The following is a 20,529-nucleotide window of genomic DNA, read 5'->3' on the forward strand; positions in this document are numbered from 1 at the left end:
GACGGTCCGTCTTGACAAGTGGCCCGGTCTTGCCGGCACACTGAGGGACCTGCGGCGAGACGGACCGTCTCGTCTTAGAGATGGAGGAGGCGAGAGCGCATGCGCGTATGGTTCGTCACGGGTGCGTCCCGGGGGCTGGGCCGGGCGTTCACCGAAGCGGCCCTGGACCGGGGCGACCGGGTCGTGGCCGCCGCCCGCGACGTCGGCCCGCTGGCCGAGCTGGAGGCCCGGCACCCGGGCTCGCTCGTCCGGCTGCCGCTCGACGTCTCCGACCGCGCCGCGGTGCTGGAGGGCGTGGACCAGGCGGCGGCCGCGTTCGGCCGGCTCGACGTCGTGGTCAACAACGCCGGCGGCATGCTGTTCGGCATGCTGGAGGAGGCCACGGAGGAGCAGATCAGGGCGCACTTCGACGTCAACCTGTTCGGCGCGATCTGGGTCACCCAGGCGGTGGCGCCGTACCTGCGGGCCCAGGGGTCGGGGCACATCCTCCAGGTCACCTCGATGGGCGCGGGCGGCGGCATGGCCTCGGTCGGCCTGTACGCGGCGGGCAAGTCGGCGCTCGACTCGATCACCCAGGCGCTGGCCATGGAGCTCGCGCCGTTCGGCGTCAAGGTCACCAACCTGCAGATGGGCGGCTACGACACTGGCCTGTTCACGCTGGGCACCACGGCCACCGAGCCCGACCCGGTCTACGACGGGCTGCGGGCCGAGCTGGCCGCCATGTGGGGCGAGGACGCCGGCCCTCCGCCGAGCAACGCCGCGCCCGTCGTCATGGAGCTCGTGGACCTGCCCGAGCCGCCGCGCCGGCTGATCGTCGGCAGCCGCTCGTACGACCTCGTCCAGCAGATGGACGAGGCCCGCACCGCGGAGTACCGCGCCTGGGAACACCTCAGCCGCAAGGCCGCCGGCTGACCTCGGGGGACGGGTTCCAGGGGGCGGACGGGCGGGGATGGGCCGGGCGTTGTCCTGGTTCCGGCACAATTGCGGTGTGCGAGTCGGATTGCTGGGGCCCTTCGAGGTCCGGAACGCCCAAGGGGCCGTGGTCGAGGTTCCCGGTGTCCGGCTGCGCGCGCTGCTGGCCGCCCTCGCCCTGGAGCCCGGCCGGATCGTCACGCGCGCGCGGCTGATCGACTGGATCTGGGGGGAGCGGCCGCCCGCCGACGAGGTCAACGCCCTGCAGGCGCTGGTGTCCAGGCTGCGCAGGGTGCTGCCCGACGGCGTGATCGAGGCCGAGGCCGGCGGCTACCGGCTGGCCGTGCCGCGCGAGGCCGTGGACGTGTGCCGCTTCGAGCAGCTGATCGTCCAGGCCCGCGCCGCCGCGCCCGCCGCCCGCGCCGACCTGCTGCGCAGCGCCCTGGAGCTGTGGCGCGGCGCCCCCATGGCCGACATCGCGATGCAGGACAGCGACACCTTCGACGCCGTGGTCACCCGGCTCGACGACCTCCACGTCGCCGCGCTCGGCGACCGCATCGACGCCGACCTGCGGCTCGGCCGGGGCGCGGAGCTGGTCACCGAGCTGACCGGGCTGGTGGCGGCGTACCCGCTGCGCGAGGGGTTCGTGGCGGCGCTGATGCGGGCGCTGGCCGAGGCGGGCCGCGGGAACGAGGCGCTGGCCCTCTACCAGCGCACCCGCGAGCGGCTGGCCGACGAGCTGGGCGCCGACCCGTCGGCCGAGCTGTCGGAGCTGCACACCGCGCTGCTGCGCGGCGAGGTGGGGGAGCGGACGGACAACCGCAGGACCAACCTGCGCGCCGAGCTGACGAGCTTCGTCGGCCGGCAGGACGACGTCTCCGCGGTCGCCGACCTGGCCACCAGGTACCGCCTGGTCACCCTGACGGGCGCGGGCGGCTCCGGCAAGACGCGGCTGGCCACCGAGACCGCCCGCACGATGCTCCCCGAGCTGCCCGACGGCGCCTGGCTGGTCGAGCTGGCCCCGGTCCGGGCCGGCGGCGAGCTGGCGCAGGCCGCCCTGACCACGATCGGCCTGCGCGACCAGGGCATGCTCGGCGGCGGACGCGGCGGCGACCCGATGGACCGGCTCATCACCGCCATCCGCGACCGCTCCATCCTGCTCATCCTGGACAACTGCGAGCACGTCATCGAGGCCGCCGCGGCGTTCGCGGACCGGCTCCTGGGCGAGTGCCGCGGCCTGCGCGTGCTGGCCACGAGCCGCGAGCCGCTCGGCATCACCGGCGAGGTGTTGTGGCAGGTCGAGCCGCTCACGCTGCCCGCCGAGGGCTCCTCGCCGGCCGAGAGCGGGTCCTCGCCCGCGGTGCGGCTGCTGCGCGACCGCGCGGACCTGGTGCGCAAGGACATCGGCTCCGACGCCCCCACCCTCGCGGCCATGGCGCGGATCTGCCGGGCGCTCGACGGCAACCCGCTGGCGATCGAGCTGGCCGCGGCCCGGCTGCGCACGATGTCGGTCGACCAGCTCGCCCGCCGTCTCGACGACCGGTTCCGCCTGCTGACCAGCGGCAGCCGTACGGCGCTCGCCCGGCACCGGACGCTGCGCGCGGTCGTCGACTGGAGCTGGGACCTGCTGAGCGAGGCCGAGCGCGGCGTGCTGCGCCGGTTGTCGGTGTTCTCCGGCGGGGCGAGCCTGGAGGCGGCCGAACGCGTGTGCGGCGACGAGGCGTCCGCCGGTGAGCTGGTCTTCGACGTGCTGACCGCGCTGACCGAGAAGTCGCTGCTGCTGGCCGACGACGAGGGCGCCCCGCGCTACCGCATGCTCAACACCATCAGGGAGTACGCGGCCCAGCGGCTGGCCGAGGCCGGGGAGTCCGAGGCGGCGCGGCGGGCGCACCTGGCCCACTTCACCGAGCTGGCCGAGACCGCCGACCCGCACCTGCGGCGGGCCGAGCAGCTGGAGTGGCTGGCCGTGCTCGACGCCGAGCACGACAACATCATCACGGCCCTGCGCGGGGCGATCGCCGAGGGGTGGGCGTACGAGGCGATGCGGCTGGCCGGGGCGGCCGGCTACTACTGGTTCCTCAGCGGCCACCGGGCCGAGGGCGCCGAGCTGAGCATCGCCGCGTCCGGGCTGGAGGGCGAGGTGCCCGACGAGGTGCGGGCGATGGCGTACCTCATGGTGACCATGTTCGTGACGTCCGGCGTGGGCGGCGACCAGTTCCAGGCCCGCGAATGGATCCAGGAGGCGCACCGGCTGGCCCGCAGCAGCGGGTCCCGCAAGCCGCTGCTCGGGTTCGCCGCGCTGCTGGAGCGCACGCTGCAGGGCCCGGCGGCGTTCCTGCCCGCGTTCGAGCCGCTGATCGCCGACGCCGACCCCTGGGTGCGGGCGCAGGGCAGGCTGGCCGGCGGCCGGTTCCGGCTCACGCTCGGCGGCGACGAGACCGACGTCGATCTCGACGCCGAGACCGCCCTCGCCGAGTTCCGCGCGCTGGGCGACCGCATGGGCATCTCCCTGGCGCTGACCTTCCTGGCCGATCGGCTCGCCATGCGCGGCGAGTTCGCCCGTGCCTGCGAGTACTACGAAGAGGGCGCCGTGGCGCAGACCGAGGTGGGCGCGACCGAGGACGTCGTGGGCGTGTGGGCCCGGCTGGCTCAGCTGCACTGGCTGCTCGGCGACGAGCGGGCCAGCGCCGCGGCCATGGCCGAGGCCCAGCGGCACGCCGACGGGATCGTCTGGCCGGACTCCCTCGCCGAGCTGGCGCTGGGGCAGGCGAAGCTGGCGCGCTGGCGCGGCGAGGCGGACCAGGCGCGCGAGCACCTGGCCACCGTTCAGGCGGTGCTGTCCAACGATGAGATGGTCGGCTCGGTCCGCTCCACGATCATGGACCTGTACGGCTACCTCGCCGACGACGTCGAGCAGGCCCGGGCGTACCGGCGCAGGGCGTTCGACGCGGCCGTGGAGAACATGTTCCCGCCGACCATCGCCGAGGCGCTGGTCGGGATCGCCGACGTCGCGCTGCGCGAGGGCCAGGACGAGCAGGCCGTGCGGCTGATCGCGGCCAGCGAGGCGGTGCGCGGCACGCCGGACCGCTCGCTGCCGGACGCCGCCCGCATCGCCGATCAGGCGCGCGAGCGCCTCGGCGAGACCGCGTTCGCCGCGGCGGACCTCGACGGCCGCCGCCGCGATTTCCGGGAGCTGGCCGAGCTCACCCTCGCCCGCTGAACCACGGTTCGGAATTGTCGGTTGCGGACGGCATTGTTATGGCATGACCGAGACGCCCCCTTTCACCGTCCTCGCTGATGACACGGCCTACGCCGAGGCCGTGCAGCTCGCCGTGGACTCCTCCGCCGCCTACTACGCCGACGGCACCTCCACCCTCGACGACGACGCCTACGACCGGCTGGTGCGCGGCATCCAGGCGTACGAGGAGGCCCATCCCGAGCAGGTGCTGCCGACCTCGCCGACGGGCAAGGTCGCGGGCGGCGCGATCGTGGGGGACGTGCCGCACACCGTGCCGATGCTCAGCCTGGACAACGTCTTCGGCGCCGAGCAGCTCGCCGACTGGGCCGCCTCGGTCGAGCGCAGGCTGGGCCGTCCGGTCACCGCGTGGAGCGTCGAGCCCAAGCTCGACGGCCTGGCCATCTCGGCCCGCTACCGCGGCGGCCGGCTGGCCCAGCTCGTCACCCGGGGCGACGGCACCGCGGGCGAGGACGTCTCGCACGCCATTGGCACCATCGTCGGCCTGCCCGAGCGGCTGGCCGAACCGGTCACGGTGGAGCTGCGCGGCGAGGTCATGATGACGACGTCGCAGTTCGAGGAGGCGTGCGCCAAGCGTTCGGCGCACGACGGCACCACGTTCGCCAACCCGCGCAGCGCCGCCGCCGGCACGCTGCGCGCCCAGGACCGGCCGTACGTGTGCGAGCTGACGTTCTTCGGCTACGGCGCGCTGCCCGCACCCGGCGACGACTCCGAGCTGGCGGTTCGGCTGCGCGAGCTGCCGCACAGCCAGGTCATGGAGTGGGTGGCCGGGCAGGGCGTGCAGACCACGGCCGCCACCGCGGTCGCCGGGATCGTCACCGACACGCTGGAGCGGGTGCAGGAGCGCGTCGGCGAGATCGCCGCGGCCCGCGCCGGGCTGCCGTTCGGCATCGACGGCATCGTGATCAAGTGCGACCTGGCCGCCGACCAGGCCGAGGCCGGGTTCAGCTCGCGCGCGCCGCGCTGGGCGACCGCCTACAAGCTGCCCGCCACCGAGAAGATCACCAAGCTGGTCGGGGTGGAGTGGAACACCGGCCGCACCGGGATCATCGCCCCGCGCGCCGTGCTGGAGCCGGTCGAGCTCGACGGCAGCGTCGTCACCTACGCCACCCTGCACAACGTCGCCGACATCACCCGGCGCGGCCTGATGCTCGGCGACAGCGTGGTGGTCTACAAGGCGGGCGACGTGATCCCGCGCGTGGAGTCGCCGGTGGTGCACCTGCGCACCGGTGAGGAGCAGCCGATCCCGATCCCGCAGGTCTGCCCGTCCTGCGGCGACGCCATCGACAGCTCGCAGGAACGGTGGCGGTGCGTGCGCGGGCGGGCCTGCCGGGCGATCGCCTCCATCGTCTACGCCGCCGGACGCGACCAGCTCGACATCGAGGGCCTGGCCGAGAACCGCATCAAGCAGCTGCTGGACGCCGGTCTGATCGCCGACTTCGCCGACCTGTTCTTCCTGACCCGCGAGCAGCTGCTCAGCCTGGAGCGCATGGGCGAGACCAGCACCGACAACCTGCTGGCCGCCTTCGAACAGGCCAAGGGCCGGCCACTCAGCCGGGTGTTCGCGGCGCTCGGCGTCCGCGGCACCGGCCGGTCGATGAGCCGCCGCATCGCCCGCCACTTCGGCTCGATGGAGGCCATCCGGGCCGCCGACGCCGAGGCGATCCAGGCGGTCGAGGGCATCGGCCCGGAGAAGGCACCGGTCGTGGTGGCCGAGCTGATCGAGGTCGGGCCGCTGATCGACAAGCTGGTCCGGGCGGGCGTGAACATGGCCGAGCCGGGCTGGACGCCCCCCGCCGAGCCCGGCTCCCCGGAGACCGGCGACGCGTCCGGGCTGCCGCTGGCCGGGATGTCGGTCGTGGTGACCGGCGCGATGAGCGGCACGCTGGAGGCGTTGAGCCGCAACGAGATGAACGAGCTGATCGAGCGGGCCGGCGGGAAGGCGTCCTCCAGCGTCTCGGCCAAGACGTCGCTGCTGGTGGCCGGAGAGAAGGCCGGTTCCAAGCGGGCCAAGGCCGAGAGCCTGGGGGTGCGGATCGTGCCGCCGGAGGAGTTCGCCGAGCTCGTCGGCTCTTTTCTGTAGCTTCGGGGGCCGTTCTGTGGGGGCGAGCGGCTGGCTATACGGCGTCAACACCGCCCCCATCGGCAGCTTCTCCGCCTGACACGAACAAGCAGCAGCCCTCGCACCCCGGCAATGCGAGGGCTGCAGCATGCCCCTGAGCCGGAGTAATGCGGCTGCATTCGGATCACGATGGCGATCAGCCGGGCCACCGCGGCTCGCGAAGGCGCTGCCGGGGGCCCGTCGAGTCATGGCTGAGCGCGAGGCCGGGACCGAACCCGGAAATGCTGCGTCATCGGAGGTGGCTGCCAAGGGCTGGCGTATTCGGCATGCCGGACACATCTCTCTCGCAGTGGTGCGTTTGTGTGCCGCCTCTGGGCGAGCGTTTATTGCGACGGGTCCAGCCAGGTGAAGTCCGGGCGGATGCCCCGTCCGATGAGGTCCTGGCCCGTTGAGCTCAGATCGAACATCGCCGACAGGTCCGGTTCGGTGCCCGGCGTCGTCCAGCAGGCTTCCAGGCTGGTCAGCAGGCCGCTCAGAACGCGCCGGAACTCCAGCGACAGCTCCGGCTCCGCCGTCGAGGGCAGGAAGTCCTGCACGTCCGGCAGGGTGATCGGCGCGCCACTGAAGCTCCACACCCCGTCGACCTTGACCAGCCGCTTCTGGACGAACAGCTCCTTGAACAGGTAGTAGTGCGCATGGTTCGTCCCCGCGCTGGTGGGGACGTCGGGCGAGCCGGGAACGCCTTCCCCTTCGCGCTTGATCCGGTCGATCGTCGCGATCGCGTCGTCGACGGTCTGGATCGGCGGCGCGAGGGGGACCTCCACCGCGAGGGCGTCCTGGTCGATCGCCGGCTCGGTCTCCCGGAACGTCGCGATGATCGTGTCGTAGAAGGCGCCGATCGTCGGCGGGGGCGCTGTGTCCAGGAGGGCGACCGGAGGAAAGTCCGGATGCTCGATCTGCATGAACACCGCAAGCTGGTCCTTGTTCAGTGGCTTGAGATCGACCGGTAGCTCCTGGGCGATGCCGCCGGGCAGCTCGTTCGCCGGGTAGACGGGCAGGAAGTCCGCGTGCGCGATCGACGGCGTGCCGCCCACCGCGGTCAGCAGGTTTCCCGCCAGTGCGAAATGGTGCATCTCCTGGACCACCACTCGGTGGACCACGGTCCGGGTGTGGTCCGGATCATTCGTGACCGACCACTCGGCGCACAGATACGGCGGGATCGTGGCGAACTCCAGCCGCATCGCGAGTTCCAGAGCGCCTTTGAGGTCGTCCGGCGAGAGAATGCGCGCCTCGACGTACTCCCTGAGTGTTTTCATGGGGAAATCCCCGTCGTCATCGGCCTCATCGCACAACGCCACTCTCGGTTCACCGGGGCCGCGCACTTTCGCCGATCCCGGCGCCGCGTCCGCATTTTCTCAGACAGCCGGCATTTTTCCCGGGTTCATTCCGGCTCATGCGTCAGCATTGTTTTGCCGAAAACTCGAACAGGGGTGGCGGAAGCGTTCTGCCGGCGAGCACCGGCGCACCCACGTCGAACGGCTCGACGACCGGGCTGACCGCGACCTGGTCTCGGTCACCCGGAAGGGAGCCATATCGAGAACTGTCCTGGTGATCCCAAAAAAGTCTTGGACGAGCGGTTACTGAAATCGTTTTCTGGAGGGGCTGGAGCCGCACCTCCCCTCGTCACCCCGCTCCGGCACCAGGAGGAGAACCATGAGGTCGTTACGCACCCTGGCCGCCGTCGCCGTGACGCTGGCCCTGACGACGAGCCCGGCGGCGGCTCAGTCGCCACCGTCCGGTCGGGACAAGCCGGTCGCCATCGTCTCCGATCAGGCGGGCGAGACCTTCACCGAGTCCGTCAGCACGGCGGATGCCGTCGGAGTCCGGACCATCACCTGGACCTCGAACACCGGCGTGAAGCTCAGGCTTCAGGGAGTGCTGCCCGGCAGCACCGTCCGGGTCGTCCACGCGCCGCCCCAGGTCCCCGGTGTGGACCCTTCCGCACAGCTCGCCGGCGGCCGAGCGGTCGGGCTGTCCATCACCGGACCGAACCTCAGCAAGTCCGACCTGCTGAAGTACGCCGGGTCCCTCCCGGATCCGGCGACCAGCGGGGGCGCCGCCGCCCTGAGCACCCCGGTGGACCGGAACCCGGACTGGTACCTGGTCGCCGACGTCACGTTCGGCAACGCCCACGTCTACGCCTCGTACGGCTACTGGCTGGTCAACAGCGACGGAGCCGGGAACTGGGGGGTCCTCGGCCAGATCTGGCACAGCGCCCGCGACCAGGCGAAGGGTACGGAGATCAAGCAGACCTGGCAGTGGACCTATGTCCCGCCCGGCAACTGGATCGTCGACCAGGACCCCAAGTGGACGCAGTTCTTCGAGCCCTGCCGGCAGCAGCCCATCTCCGTCAGCATCTTCGGCTTCTCGGTCGGCGGCAGCATCTACAACTGCCGGGGCCAGGTCGACCCCTGGGCCTGGGCCAACAACACCGACACCGGCGTCGGGGTGAGCTGGAAGGGCAAGAGCGGCTACACGACCATCGGCGGCGCGACCGACTTCGCCATCTACAGCCCCTCGACCGCGGCCTGGAGTGTCGCGGGCTGGATCTCTCTGATCGATGACTGACCGTCAGCCGTCAGGCGGACTCTGAGTTCTCGGGCCAGGCGAGGCTCGCGGCGATGTAGCCGGTCACCAGGGGCGAGTGATCGGTGCTTCGCCTGGCCAGGACGAGGTGGGTCGAGGGATGATCGGCCAGCGGGACGTAGCGCACGCCCGGGACGGGATTCGTCCGCGTCGTCCGCTCGGGAACGAAGATCGCGGCCTGCTGCCACAGGACCGCGTGCAGCGCCTCGCCGAGTGATCGCACCACCGGACCGTCGCCCGGAATCTGCCAGAACTTCACCCAGGTGGGGTCCGCCTCGCTGGGCAGCCGGACGGTCCGGTGGCCGTACAGCTCGGCGCGGTCGAGTGAGGGCCGGTCGGCCAGCGGGTCGTCCATGGGCAGCGCCACGTACACAGGCTCGGCCCGGACCGCGTGAACCGCCAGCCCGGTCTCGTCGAACGGCGTGAACGTGATCGCCACATCGACCTCGCCGCGGCCCAGCCCGATCGTGGGATCGGCCACGTTGCCCTGGCGAAGCTGGACCCGCGAGGCCGGATACCGCTGGGTGAAGCTCCGGGCCGCCTCGGCCGACAAGGCCGACTCGGCCGGGCCCAGCACGCCGATCCGCAGTACCGGCTCACCGTTCGCCTGCCGTACTCGCTCGACCGCGCCCGCGGCGGCGGCGAGCAGTCCCCGGGCCTCCCTGAGCAGCACCTCGCCGGCCATGGTGAGGATCATCCCGCGCGTGGTGCGGACGAACAGCGCGCATCCCAGCTCCGCCTCAAGTTCGCGAATGCGCTGACTCAGCGGCGGCTGGGAGATGAGCAGGCGGCGGGCGGCACGGCCCACGTTTCCCTCTTCCGCGACGACCACAAAATACTGCAATCGGCGTAAGTCCACACGCGCGACGGTATATCGAAACCTTCCCTATGGATCTACCGAAGGGGCTTGAACTTGATGAGGCCCGTTCGTCCCGGTCACGGTTCGACGGCGGCGACGGCTGGTGGCGGCGCTTTCCGGAGTGAGGTGCACACCTGCGTGTGACGGTGAGCCGCCCTTCGCCGGCGAGTTCGGCGAGCCGGTCGAGCTCGGCCGCGGCCTCGGCGTAGTCGCGGACGAAGATCGGGGCGACGCGGACCCGGCCGGACCCGTCGCCCTGGTAGCCGCGGACGGTGACGACGGTGCCGCCGTCCTTGACGGCGGGGAGCACGGCGGCCTCCAGCACGGCGGCGTCGAGGAGCCCGTCGACGCCGCCCGGGTGGTGGCGGCGGACCGTCGCGGCGAAGTCGTCGTCCCGCGGCACGACCTCGTCGGCTCCGCACTCGCGGACGAAGGTCTCGTCCCGCTGGGCGGCGTCGGCGACGACGACCAGCCCGGCCTGCTTGGCGAGCTGGACGAAGTACCCGCCGACGGTGCCGGCCGCGCCGGTGACGGCGACCGTCGCGCCGGCCGGGTTCACCGTGGCGCTGCTCACCCGGATCCTGACCCGGCCGGGACCGATCGGTTCGGCCGCCAGGTCGAGCTCGCCCAGAGCGTCCGGTCCGCCTGGCCGCCTCACGCCGATCGCTTGAACCATGGTCGTTCGTCCTCACTTGTTCGTTGCCGTCTGGGTGGCGATGGGCAGGGCCGGTTCGGTTACGGCGACGCGGGGGCGCGGAGGCCCTCCAGCAGCAGGCTGCACACCTCGTCGAGTTCGGCGCCGACGCCGGGGTTCTGCCATTCGGCCGCGTGGGCGAGGTGGTGGAACTTGGCAGTGGCGTTGAAGACCACGCGGGCGGTGGCCTCGGCGTCGCCGGTGCGGAGGCTGCCGTCGGCGGCGCCGTCCGCGATGATGGCCGTCAGCTGGCCCAGGAGGTCGGCGACGTGGTCGGTGGCGACGCTGCTGTGCGCGGCCGCGAGGATGCCATAGGCGGCGAACAGCTCGGGGTCCTCGCGGATCTTGGCCTGCCTCACGGCCAGGACGGCGTGCAGCCAGGCACGCAGTCGCCGCGCCGGCGGGATCGCGCTGTCGGCGGCGATGACGGCGAGGGCGTCGCGGTTGCGGTCGAGCCAGCGCCGGGTCACGGCCTCGCGCAGCGCCTGCTTGGAGGGGAAGTGCTTGTAGACGGCGGCGTGGCTGACCCCGAGCGCCCGGGCGACGTCGACGACCGTGGCCTTGTCCGGTCCGTGGCGGCGCAGGATCTCCTCGGTGGCCGCCAGGACGGCGTTCGCGTCCAGCGGGGTCCGGGCGGCCATCAGCGCCTGCCGCCCGTTCGCTCGCTGTCCAGCAGCGCGAGCAGGGCGGGGGCGTAGCGTTCGCCCGCGACCGCCCCTCGGGGAACGGCCTGCTCGATCGTGTCCAGGTCGTCCTCGGTCAGGCGCAGGCCGGCGGCGTCCACCGCCTCGGTGATGCGGTGCGGCCGGCCGGCCCCGACCAGCGCGACGACGTCCCGGTGCGCGCGCCCCTGCGCCAGCACCCACGCGATCGCGAGCTGTGCGACCGTGACGCCGCGGGAGGCGGCGATCTCCCGCAGCCGCTCCACCAGCGCGAGGTTGGTCTCGACGTTGCCGGCGGCGAAGCGGGGCAGGTGCCCGCGATGCCGTGCGTCGGCCGCCGACGGTCGCCACGTCCCGGTCAGCATGCCTTGGGCGAGCACCCCGTAGGCGGTGACGCCGATGCCCTGTTCGTCGGCGCTGGGGCCGTACGCGCCGGACATGCCCGCACAACCGAGCCCGACCGCCCCCACGCGGACGTCGGCGCCGAGTGTTCTCTGCTCCATAAGGGAGACGCTAGGCGGGTTGGTAACAGATGTCAAAACTTGTAACTCGTTACCTCGATGATCGGCGGCGGGAGGGAAGATCGGGGCCGCCCTTGTGCAGCCGGGCGTTGATCTGGCCCGCCTCCTCCGCCGTGATCACGCCGTGCGGCAGGTCCACGCCCAGCGCCGTGGCCAGCTCACGCTGGCGGATGTCCACCAGGCTCTCCACCAGGGTCGCGTACGCGTGCGCGTGACGCCGGGCGGCCGCCCAGCCGGCGGTCACCAGGCCCGCCGCGACCACGGCGCCCGGCCACCAGGCACAGCCGAGGAGCGCGTACAGCAGGCCCCAGCTCACGGTGAGCGCTGCGGTGTCGAGGGATGCGCGGGCCTCCCGTACGGGCACCCGCTGGTGTTCCTCCAGCAGCGACCACAACCGGGGCCACACCAGGGAGACCCGCAGCCCGTGGTACTCGGCCCGCACCCGCTCCTCCAGCAGCGCGAGCCGCCGCCCCGGCCAGGTCAGCCTGCGCCCGCGCCGCTCCAGCAGCCACAACCGCTCCACCGCGCCCACCGCCAGCCGGGCCAGGCCCGCCGCCCCGGCGGCGGCCAGCACCGCGACGACCCCCACGGTCACCAGCGCCACCGGGTCGAGGCCGGCCCGGGTCAGGTCGGCGCGGGTGCGCCGGACGAGCAGGCCCAGGTCGAGGGCGTCGGAATGGCCGAGGGTGAGCGCGCACCAGGCCGCCGCCGCGAAGCACAGGCCGAGCGGCCAGGCCGGGGACAACCAGCGTTCGGTGGCCTTCTTGCCCACCTCGGCGAGCAATCCGTCGAGCACCGCGGTCACGACTCCGTGAAGCGCATGGGCCGCCGGCGCAGGTCGCAGACGGGGGGCCGGTTCGCGGCGTCGCGGCCCGATCGGCGGGGGCACCAGCCGTCGGGGCAGACGTACACGCCGCGCAGCTCTGGCCCGGCCGCGCCGAACAGCAGGTACGGCTGCGCGTCTCCACGGGCCTCGTCGGCGTCGGCCGGGGCGGGGTCGAGCAGCGCCAGCACGTCGCGGGCCGTGCCGCCCTCGTCGAGCACGGTCAGCGCGTCGGCCAGGGCCGCCGTCCAGCCGCCGGCGGCGGCGTCGCGCCGCAGGGCGGGAAGTTCGGCGCAGAGGTACGCCCGCGCCTCGTCCTCGGTCATGCCCACATCGTCCACGACGGACGGCACTCTCCGGTATCCCTCGATTCCGCCGGCCGCTCTGAGGGGACATGGGACCCGACCCGGCCGAGCTGCTGGCCCGCTTCGAACGCGAGGACGACCTCGAAGCCCTCGACCAGGCGGTCGGCCTGTACGCCCGGGAGGGCGGCACGCCGTACGGCAGGGCGCTGCTGATGCGCCACGGCCGCACCGGCGCGCGGGACGACCTGGACCGGGCCGTCGCCGCCTGCCTGACCGCCCTGGAGGGTCCCCCCGCGGACCTGCGGGAACGACTCGCGGGTCTGATCGCCGCGGCCGACGCGCTGGTCGCGAAGTGGGACCTCACCGCCGCCCCGGCCGACGTGGACGCCGCGATCGTCCGGTACCGGCAGGCGGTCGAGCTCGTCCCCGGCTCGGCCGCGGCGCTGTCGAAGCTGGGACTGGCCATCGCCAGACGCCGCGTGATGGGCGGGGGAGGGCCCGGCGACCTCGCCGACGCGCTGGAGCTGTGCCGCCGGGCGATCGCCCTGGGCCGTCCCGACGACGACTCCGACCTGGACCGCGCGGCGGACCTGAACAGGCTGTCGGTGGTGCTGAGCGTGCGGGCGACGGAGGCCGGTGACCCGGAGCTGGCCCGGACGGCGATCGAGACCATGGACGCCGCGATCGCGCTCCTGCCTCCGACGGGGCTGCACCGCCGGCGGTACGAGATCGGCCGGTTGACGATCCTCGGCAACCGCTTCGCCCTGCTGGAACGCCCGGAGGACCTCGACGAGCTGCTCACCGGCTGGGCCGCCCTGGCGGACAGCCTGCCCGCCGACCTGCCCGCCCGCCGCTTCGCCGTGCTCCAGCACGGCCTGATGCTGTACGCCCGGTTCGGCGTGACCCGGCTGCCCGCCGACCGGGACGACGCGATCACCGTCCTGCGCCGGGCGCTCGGCGACCCGCGCCCGGGGCTGTCCGCGCTCGACCGGTTCGCCGACCAGGTGCTGCGCAATCTGCTGTGGAACCGCATCGGCCAGGGCGCCCGTCTGGAGGACGTGGACGACCTCGCCGCCCGCGTCCGCGCCCTCCTGCACGACCGGCCCGGCGACCAGGAACTGCGTGAGGAGTTGCAGGCCACGGACACCGCCCGCTTCTCCGTCACCGGCGACCAGGCCGACCTGGGCACGGGCGAGGACCTGCAGGACGAGGTGAGCCGGGCCACGGCCAGGGTGATGAGGGCGATCACCGCCGATCCGGAGGAGCTGGAGGCGGCCATCGCCCAGGCCGACCGGGCCCTGACCGCGCCCGGCCACGACGAGGACCGGCTCCACCTGCTGCGCTTCACCCTCACCGGAGCCCTGTACGCCCGCTACGCGGCGCGCGGCGACCGCCGGGACCTCGACCGCTCCGCGGACATGCTCGCCGACCTGGCCCGGACCGGCCTTCCGGTCACCGGCCACGTGAAGGTGCAGCTCGCTCTCGTCCGGTGCGCCGTCCACGACCTGACCGGCGAGCGGGCCGTCCTCGACGACGCGCTCGCCCTCGTCGCGGAGGCGGACCCGCTCATCCCGCCCGGCCACGACGACCGCAGGCTCGTCGAGCACGTCAGAGGCATGACGATGTCGCGCCTGCACCGCCAGGACGGCGATCCGGCCCACCTGAAGGCGGCCGTGGACGCCTACCGCGCGGCGCTCGACGCGACACCCGCGAACCACCCGTACCGCAGCGTGTTCGAGTCGGAGCTCAGCATCGTGCTGCAGGACGGCGCCGCCCACTCCGCCGGCGCAGGAGCCGGCGCCGCCCTCGACCTGGCCCGGCGGGCCGCACGGTCGGCGCCGCCCGGCGAGCGGCGCTTCAACGCCCGACTGGCGCTGGGCCGGGCCCTGGCCCAGAACTCCCGGCTGGCCGCCGACCCCGGCACGCTCGACGAGGCGATCTCCGCCCTGCGCCAGGCCCTGCCCGAGCTGCCGGACGGGCACCCCAACCGGGCCTACGCCCTGACCGCGCTGTCGCAGGCCCTCACGGCGCGCGCCGAGTCGACCGGGTCCGCGGCCGCCCTGGACGCGGCGATCGCGGCGGGCGAGGAGGCGCTGCGACTGCCGGTGGGCGGATCCGTCCGGGCGAACGCCATGCTCAGCCTGGCCGAGGCGCGGCGCAGCCGCGGCCAGCGCACCGGCGACCGCGCCGACGTCGAGTCGGCCGCGCTGATCCTCACGCAGGCGCTCGGCGAGCTGCCCGAGGACCACCCGCAACGGCCGCCCTGCCAGACCCAGCTGGCCATCGTGCTGTCGCAGCGGTACACGATGCTCGGCGAGGTGGCCGATCTGGACAGGTCCGTCGATCTCGCCCGTTCCGCGGTGGCCGCGCTGCCGCCGCGCTCGCCGCTCATGGGCCCCGCGCTCCAGGCGCTCAGCGGCGGCCTGTGGAAGCGGGCCGACCACCGCGGCGACATGGCCGACCTCGACGAGGCGGCCGAGACGATCGAAGGGGCCCTGGCCGCTCCCACCGCCGACCTGACGCAACGGGCGCCGATGTTGTACCACAAGGCGGGCGTGCTGCGCCGCCGCGCCGACGTGCGCGGCCGGCCCGGCGACCTCGACGAGGCGATCGCGGCCGGCCGCGAGGCCCTGGCGATGCTCCCGCCCGGCCACGCCTACCGGCCCGTCCTGGCCAAGGGCCTGTCGCTGCTGTACGTCAGCCGCTACGACGACGACCCCGGCGACCTGGCAGAGATCGTCCGGCTGGGCCGGGAAGGGCTGGCCGCCACGCCCAGGGACGACCCGTCGTGGGCCGGTCAGCAGCAGGTGGTGGGCCACGGCCGGCTGCTGACCTTCTGGCGTACGGGCCGGCTGCGCGACCTGCGCGCCGCGATCGGGCACCTGGAGGCGTCGGTGGAGGCGACCCCGCCCGACGATCCCCTGCTGGCCGCCCGCGCCTCCCAGCTCGGCCTGGCCCTGAACGAGAGGTACGAGCGCCGCCACCGCCGCCGCGACCGCGACCGCGCCATGGCCGCCTTCCGCCTCTCCGCCGGCGTCACCTCGGAGGACTCCCTGGCCCGGCTGGAGAACACCCGCCTCTACGCCGGGTACAGCCTGCACCACGGCCAACCGGTCGAGGCCCTGGAGCAGTACCGGGTGTGCGTGCAGGAGCTGCTGCCGCTCGCGGCCTGGCGCGGGCTCGACCGGGGCTCGCAGGAGTACCAGCTCAGGCAGGCGGCGGGGCTGGCCACCGAGGCGGCCGCCGCGGCGCTGGTCGCGGCGTCGCCAAGGGCCGCCGTCCAGCTGCTCGAACAGGGGCGCAGCGTGTTGTGGGCCCAGCTGCTCCAGACCAGGAGCGACCGGAGCGAGCTGCGCGCCCGTCATCCCGGGCTCGCCGCCGAGTTCGACGAGGTGAGCGCCGTCCTGGACAGGCCGTCGGCCGGCGGGTCGCTGCAACCGGACGAGCTCGGCTCGATCGGACGTCCCGACCGGCGGCTCGAAGCCGACCTGCGGCGCCGGGCGACGGCCCGCTTCACCGAGCTGTGCGACCGGATCAGGGAGCTGCCGGGCTTCGCGTCGTTCCTGCGGCCCCCTGACTTCGCGGCCCTGCGCGCGGCCGCCGACCGCGGGCCCGTCGTCCTGGTCAACGTGGACCGGCGGCGCTGCGACGCGTTGCTGCTCACGCCGGGCGGGTTGCGGGTGCTGCCGCTGCCGCGCCTGAGCCGTGAGGAGGCCGCCGGGCGGGCCCGGGAGTTCCGCCGCACGCTCGCGGCGGCGCACGGCGGCATGGCGGCGCGCATCTCCGCCGCCCAGACCGTGCTGACCACGCTGGAATGGTTGTGGGACGCCGTCACCGGCCCGGTGCTGCACGAGCTCGGCCTGCCCGCGGCGGCGGACGGCGACCCGCCGCGGCTGTGGTGGTGCCCCACCGGGCCGCTGGCGGGCCTGCCGTTGCACGCCGCCGGACGGCACCGGGACGGCGGCCCGTGGGCGGGCGACCACGTCGTGTCCTCCTACACCCCCACCTTGCAGGCCCTGCTGCGCGCCAGGGCCACGCCGCCGGCGCCGCCCTCCGCGCCGGTCCTGGTGGCCGCGCTGGCCGCCACCTCGCGCCCGGACCGGCAGTACGCGAACCTGCCCCAGGTCCCGGCCGAGGTACGGGCCATCCGCGACGCGCTGGGCGCGCGAGCGGTCGTCATGGAGGACTCGGCCGCCACCCGGCGCGCGGTGCTCGAGGCCATCCCCGCCTACCGGCGGGTCCACTTCGCCTGTCACGGCGACCAGGACGACGCCGACCCCTCGGCCAGCCGCCTGGCGCTGCACGACGCCGACCTGACCGTGCTCGACCTGACCACCGTCGGCGTGGACGGCGGCGACCTGGCCTTCCTGTCGGCCTGCGAGACCGCGCAGGGCGACGCCGCGCTCACCGACGAGGCCATCCACCTGGCCGCGGCGTTCCAGCTCGCGGGCTACCGCAACGTGATCGGCACCCTGTGGTCGATGTACGACGCCTCGGCCGCCGAGGTGGCCGCGGACGTGTACGCCGTCCTCGCCGCGGGCGACGCCGAGCCCGCGGTGGCGCTGCACCGGGCCGTCACCCGGCTGCGCGGCACCGCCCGCTTCGGCAGCCCGATGTTCTGGGCGCCGTACGTGCACCTCGGCGTGTGACCCGCGAGCCGCGGCCGGTCAGCGAGGGCAGTCGGAGGGCACCCTGAACAAGCCGAACTCCAGGCGCAGCGAGTCGTCGGCGGGCAGGGCGATCGCCCGCGCCGACGGGTCGGACATGTAGCAGGCGGGCAGGAGGAAGTACCGCTGGTTGGAGTTGATCAGCAGGCGCAGGCCGGTGTAGCGGAAGCGGTACATCGCGGCGGGGTCGGGCAGGGCGGTCTCGGTGATGCCCGGCCCCTCCAGGTTCAGGCGCCGGGCGGCGTAGACCACCGTGCTCGGCAGCCTGCGCATGCCGGCCAGCGTCCGGTTGGCCTCCCGCTCTCCACGGGACTGCGCGAAGAGGGTGATCGCCCACAGCAGCAGGAACAGCAGGAGCGCCATGCAGAGCGTGCGCCGGACGAGCTGATCGGTGGCGGCGGGCGCGTGGCGCGGGTCGAGCCGTCGCCGCAGGGAGGAGCAGTAGACCAGCAGGAAGACGCCGAGGCCCAGGCAGAGGGGCATGGCGTAGGCCGGCAGCGGCCGCCATCCGGCCACACCCGCGTAGGGCGGCAGCGACCTCCATTCGCCCAGGCTGGCGTAGGGCGGCATCAGTCTCCATCCGGCCAGGCTCCCGATGCCCAGCGCGGCGCCGGCCGCCCCGAGGACGGCCATGACCCTGACCGCCCACTTGGCGAAGGCGGGATGCCGCTCGGCGGACCGGGTCAGCCACGCGTGCGCCGGGGGCGCGACCAGGGCCGCCACCAGTACGAGGATCAGCGGCTCTGCCGCCAGCGTGACGCTGCGCAGCGCGTAGTCCTGCAGGGACAGGCCCAGCATGCTCTGGTCCACGCCGAGGCGGGCGTACATGGTGTTGGTGCGGACCGCCCCGAAGTACACCATGATGGCGGCGATGAAGGTGGTCGGCGTCACGACGTGGGCGAGGATCCGCCACAGGCGGGACACGTCCTGGCCGGTGCCGCCGTCGTCGTCCGGGGGTGCGGCGGCGGGTGGCGGGGCGGTCACGACGGGGCCGGCGCCGGGCCGGTGTCCTCCGGCGGCGGCTCGGGATTGCCGCCGGGCGGCCCGGTCTCGCCGCCGGTGTCCGGAGGCTCGCCGGGCGGCTCGGTGCCGGGGGCTTCGGAGGGCGGCTCGCCCGAAGGCCCGACGGGCTCCGACGGCCCGGACGTGGACTCGGACGAGGTGCCGGACGAGGGCTGGGAGGAAGGCTGCGAGGATCCGGGCGAGGCGGTGAGCGTCGCGCACTCCGGAAGGGTCTGCGTGCCGGACACCACCGCGCACGCGTTCCTGAGGTACTTGTCCGGGACCTGGCCACCCTCCCGCTCGATGCGGGCGATGATCTGCCGGACCCTGTCACTGTCGCCCAGCGCGGCGGCGCTCTCCAGTTCCGCCTGGTCGACCATGGCGAACAACTGCGTGCGCATCTGCTGGGGAACGGACTCGCGGAGACTGTTCGCGGTGTGGGCCTGCTTGATCGACTCGTCCCATTTCCCGCTGTTCGCCTTGATCACCGCGCCGCAGGCGTTGGCCACCGCCTTCTCGCTGTCGGAGCTGCCGGGGTCGGCGGCCACCTGGTCGATCTTCTGCGCCGCCGGTCCGGCGAAGTCCCGGTTGTTGAGGACCTGCTGGCAGTCCACTCCCACCTGCGCGGTGGGGTCGGGCAGGTCGCCGGCGTCGTCGGGGACGATCGGGGCGTCCGGCGTGATGACGGGCCGGGCCTGCTGGGGCGCGCCGGGCCCGGCCTCGCCCGCCCCGGAGCCGTCCTGACCGCCGTCACCGCCGCCACAACCGCCGGTCAGCGCCACGGCGATGAGCAGCGTCACCACCGCCCGCCAGGACATTCCCACCGTTCCCCCGAATGCTCCACGACTCATCGGAAACAGGTCATACCGCTTGCAGTGGGACGCCACTCTCGGACGACCCGAAGCTGGGGAATCCTTTGTCCTGCGCGGGCAGGGCGGAAGGCAGGGCGGAAGGCGGCCGGGCCGGTGGGGCCGGCCCGGCCGGGTGCGTCAGGAGGGCGGCACCGCGCCGTTCTTGGAAACGGGCACGGCGAGCTGCGCGGCGCCGGTGAGCCTCAGCTCCTCGGCGGGCAGGTTCGCCAGCACCGGGTTCAGGTGCTTCAGCGTCAGCGACACGATGGGGGTCGCCGGGCTGACGACGTCGAACTTCTCCAGGTCGACCCAGCGGACCAGGGCGAACACGTCCGCCGGGATCTGGTCGCCGCTCTTCTGCACCGGGACGCAGAGCTGGCGGGCGGCGGCCACCTGCACGGTCCTGGGCGGGATCTGGTTGACCAGGACGGGGTTGAGCTGGGTGAGGTTCAACGCCTTGTTCATCGACGGGTTCGGCGTGTGCGCGTAGCACAGCAGGTCGATGTGCGAGATGACGTTCAGCAAGTCCGGCGGCGGGACGACGCCGTTCTTGCTGACCGGCACGCACAGCTGCTGGGGCGAGCTCAGCGTGACGCTGAGGCCGGGCAGGCCCTGCAGGACGGGGTTGAGGTGGCGCAGCGACAGGGGCAGGTTGATCTGCGGGCCGCTCACCCGGTAGCAGGACAGGTCGACGAACCTGACGAAGTCGAGCGCGGGAGACGGCGGGATGACGTTGTTCTTGGCCACCGGCACGCAGAGCTGCTCACGCGGGCCGAGCGTGACCTGCACGGGCGGCTGGTTGGCGAGCACCGGGTTGATGTGCTTCAGCGTCAGCGCGACGGCCGGCGGCTGGTACGTCGTGGTCTTGAAGCAGTCGAGGTCGAGGTTCGACACGAACTCCTTGGCCGTCGGCAGCGCCAGGGCCCCGGCGGGGGTCGCGACGAGGAAGGCGGCGGCGAACACGGCCAGACCGGCGGCTAAGAGACGTCTTACCGCGGTCGTGGCGTGACGATGGGGGGCAGGTCTTCCGTTCATCCATCCTCCTGGGCGGTGATGTGCCTTGACTGTGCGCCCGCGCGACCTGCCCGACAAGGTGGCTGGCCGCTGTTTGACAGGCCCCTGTCAGCAGGCCCCCGCGGTGGAGCGGCGCCTCAGGACAGGGTGACGGTCCCGACCAGCACGCGGTGGTCGGAGCACAGGCAGCACGGCGTCGAGCTGGGCGGCGCGGTAGGCGTCCACGGTGGATGATCAGTGACGTACAGCGGACCG

At 73.5% G+C, this 20,529-nt stretch carries 15 protein-coding genes; 5 read left to right on the top strand and 10 right to left on the bottom strand.

Features of this window, described 5'->3' with window-relative positions:
- The first annotated feature begins 99 nt into the window (after nucleotides 1-99).
- From AB0J76_RS22180 to ligA, 3 genes are all read left to right on the top strand, one after another.
- On the top strand, nucleotides 100-912 hold the full coding sequence (locus AB0J76_RS22180) for an SDR family NAD(P)-dependent oxidoreductase (RefSeq protein ID WP_352325774.1): 813 nt from the start codon (nucleotides 100-102) through the stop codon (nucleotides 910-912).
- 76 nt (nucleotides 913-988) lie between these two features.
- Nucleotides 989-4,132, top strand: a complete 3,144-nt coding sequence (locus tag AB0J76_RS22185; protein WP_352325772.1) for a BTAD domain-containing putative transcriptional regulator — start codon at nucleotides 989-991, stop codon at nucleotides 4,130-4,132.
- Nucleotides 4,133-4,175: 43 nt separating this feature from the next.
- Entirely contained in the window at nucleotides 4,176-6,251 is a 2,076-nt protein-coding gene (gene ligA, locus AB0J76_RS22190; protein WP_352325771.1) for an NAD-dependent DNA ligase LigA, read from the top strand.
- 362 nt (nucleotides 6,252-6,613) lie between these two features.
- Here the strand turns inward: ligA and AB0J76_RS22195 are convergent, their stop codons facing one another.
- Nucleotides 6,614-7,588, bottom strand: coding sequence for a ferritin-like protein (locus tag AB0J76_RS22195; RefSeq protein ID WP_352325770.1), 975 nt, complete (start codon nucleotides 7,586-7,588; stop codon nucleotides 6,614-6,616).
- Nucleotides 7,589-7,943: 355 nt separating this feature from the next.
- Here AB0J76_RS22195 and AB0J76_RS22200 point away from each other — a divergent pair, with 355 nt between their 5' ends.
- Nucleotides 7,944-8,858 carry a hypothetical protein gene (locus AB0J76_RS22200; protein WP_352325769.1) on the top strand — a complete coding sequence of 305 codons (915 nt, stop codon included), beginning with the start codon at nucleotides 7,944-7,946 and terminating at the stop codon, nucleotides 8,856-8,858.
- A 10-nt stretch (nucleotides 8,859-8,868) separates the two neighbouring features.
- On the opposite strand, the gene AB0J76_RS22205 is transcribed toward AB0J76_RS22200, so the two are convergent.
- The 6 genes from AB0J76_RS22205 to AB0J76_RS22230 are packed head-to-tail and all read right to left on the bottom strand — an operon-like array spanning nucleotide 8,869 to nucleotide 12,761.
- Nucleotides 8,869-9,684: a LysR substrate-binding domain-containing protein gene (locus tag AB0J76_RS22205; RefSeq protein ID WP_364390294.1), complete on the bottom strand. Its 816-nt coding sequence runs from the start codon at nucleotides 9,682-9,684 to the stop codon at nucleotides 8,869-8,871.
- Nucleotides 9,617-10,411, bottom strand: coding sequence for a zinc-binding dehydrogenase (locus tag AB0J76_RS22210; protein ID WP_364390296.1), 795 nt, complete (start codon nucleotides 10,409-10,411; stop codon nucleotides 9,617-9,619). The genes AB0J76_RS22205 and AB0J76_RS22210 overlap by 68 nt, the downstream gene beginning before the upstream one ends.
- Nucleotides 10,412-10,470: 59 nt before the next feature.
- Complete coding sequence (locus AB0J76_RS22215; protein WP_352327664.1) at nucleotides 10,471-11,070, bottom strand: TetR family transcriptional regulator; 600 nt, start codon at nucleotides 11,068-11,070, stop codon at nucleotides 10,471-10,473.
- A complete protein-coding gene (locus AB0J76_RS22220; protein ID WP_352327665.1) occupies nucleotides 11,070-11,594 on the bottom strand; it encodes an aldo/keto reductase in 525 nt (174 codons plus the stop codon). The genes AB0J76_RS22215 and AB0J76_RS22220 overlap by 1 nt, the downstream gene beginning before the upstream one ends.
- Before the next feature lie 49 nt (nucleotides 11,595-11,643).
- Nucleotides 11,644-12,417, bottom strand: coding sequence for a hypothetical protein (locus AB0J76_RS22225; protein ID WP_352327666.1), 774 nt, complete (start codon nucleotides 12,415-12,417; stop codon nucleotides 11,644-11,646).
- The gene (locus tag AB0J76_RS22230; RefSeq protein ID WP_352327667.1) at nucleotides 12,414-12,761 is read right to left on the bottom strand and encodes a hypothetical protein; all 348 of its coding nucleotides are present in this window, start codon (nucleotides 12,759-12,761) and stop codon (nucleotides 12,414-12,416) included. Before AB0J76_RS22230 ends, AB0J76_RS22225 begins: the two co-directional genes overlap by 4 nt.
- A 68-nt stretch (nucleotides 12,762-12,829) precedes the next feature.
- On the opposite strand from AB0J76_RS22230, the gene AB0J76_RS22235 reads away from it, so the two are divergent.
- Nucleotides 12,830-17,389 (top strand): CHAT domain-containing protein, encoded by a 4,560-nt coding sequence (locus AB0J76_RS22235; protein ID WP_364390299.1) that lies wholly within the window; start codon nucleotides 12,830-12,832, stop codon nucleotides 17,387-17,389.
- Nucleotides 17,390-17,407: 18 nt separating this feature from the next.
- On the opposite strand, the gene AB0J76_RS22240 is transcribed toward AB0J76_RS22235, so the two are convergent.
- The 3 genes from AB0J76_RS22240 to AB0J76_RS22250 all read right to left on the bottom strand — a co-directional run bounded on the left by AB0J76_RS22240 (nucleotide 17,408) and on the right by AB0J76_RS22250 (nucleotide 20,295).
- On the bottom strand, nucleotides 17,408-18,391 hold the full coding sequence (locus tag AB0J76_RS22240) for a hypothetical protein (protein ID WP_352327669.1): 984 nt from the start codon (nucleotides 18,389-18,391) through the stop codon (nucleotides 17,408-17,410).
- Nucleotides 18,388-19,227 carry a hypothetical protein gene (locus tag AB0J76_RS22245; protein WP_352327670.1) on the bottom strand — a complete coding sequence of 280 codons (840 nt, stop codon included), beginning with the start codon at nucleotides 19,225-19,227 and terminating at the stop codon, nucleotides 18,388-18,390. Before AB0J76_RS22245 ends, AB0J76_RS22240 begins: the two co-directional genes overlap by 4 nt.
- A gap of 171 nt (nucleotides 19,228-19,398) precedes the next feature.
- The gene (locus AB0J76_RS22250; protein WP_352327671.1) at nucleotides 19,399-20,295 is read right to left on the bottom strand and encodes a hypothetical protein; all 897 of its coding nucleotides are present in this window, start codon (nucleotides 20,293-20,295) and stop codon (nucleotides 19,399-19,401) included.
- Nucleotides 20,296-20,529: the final 234 nt, after the last annotated feature.

It is taken from the genome of Nonomuraea sp. NPDC049624 (genome assembly GCF_040675255.1).
In the GTDB taxonomy this organism is placed as follows: Bacteria; Actinomycetota; Actinomycetes; order Streptosporangiales; family Streptosporangiaceae; genus Nonomuraea.

Excerpts from the sequence above, each read along its gene's own strand:
- AB0J76_RS22180 (WP_352325774.1), top strand. The coding sequence starts at position 100 with ATGCGCGTATGGTTCGTCACGGGTGCGTCCCGGGGGCTGGGCCGGGCG.
- ligA (WP_352325771.1), top strand. The coding sequence starts at position 4,176 with ATGACCGAGACGCCCCCTTTCACCGTCCTCGCTGATGACACGGCCTAC.
- AB0J76_RS22200 (WP_352325769.1), top strand. The coding sequence starts at position 7,944 with ATGAGGTCGTTACGCACCCTGGCCGCCGTCGCCGTGACGCTGGCCCTG.
- AB0J76_RS22210 (WP_364390296.1), bottom strand. The coding sequence starts at position 10,411 with ATGGTTCAAGCGATCGGCGTGAGGCGGCCAGGCGGACCGGACGCTCTG.
- AB0J76_RS22215 (WP_352327664.1), bottom strand. The coding sequence starts at position 11,070 with ATGGCCGCCCGGACCCCGCTGGACGCGAACGCCGTCCTGGCGGCCACC.
- AB0J76_RS22220 (WP_352327665.1), bottom strand. The coding sequence starts at position 11,594 with ATGGAGCAGAGAACACTCGGCGCCGACGTCCGCGTGGGGGCGGTCGGG.
- AB0J76_RS22230 (WP_352327667.1), bottom strand. The coding sequence starts at position 12,761 with ATGACCGAGGACGAGGCGCGGGCGTACCTCTGCGCCGAACTTCCCGCC.
- AB0J76_RS22235 (WP_364390299.1), top strand. The coding sequence starts at position 12,830 with ATGGGACCCGACCCGGCCGAGCTGCTGGCCCGCTTCGAACGCGAGGAC.
- AB0J76_RS22245 (WP_352327670.1), bottom strand. The coding sequence starts at position 19,227 with ATGTCCTGGCGGGCGGTGGTGACGCTGCTCATCGCCGTGGCGCTGACC.
- AB0J76_RS22250 (WP_352327671.1), bottom strand. The coding sequence starts at position 20,295 with ATGAACGGAAGACCTGCCCCCCATCGTCACGCCACGACCGCGGTAAGA.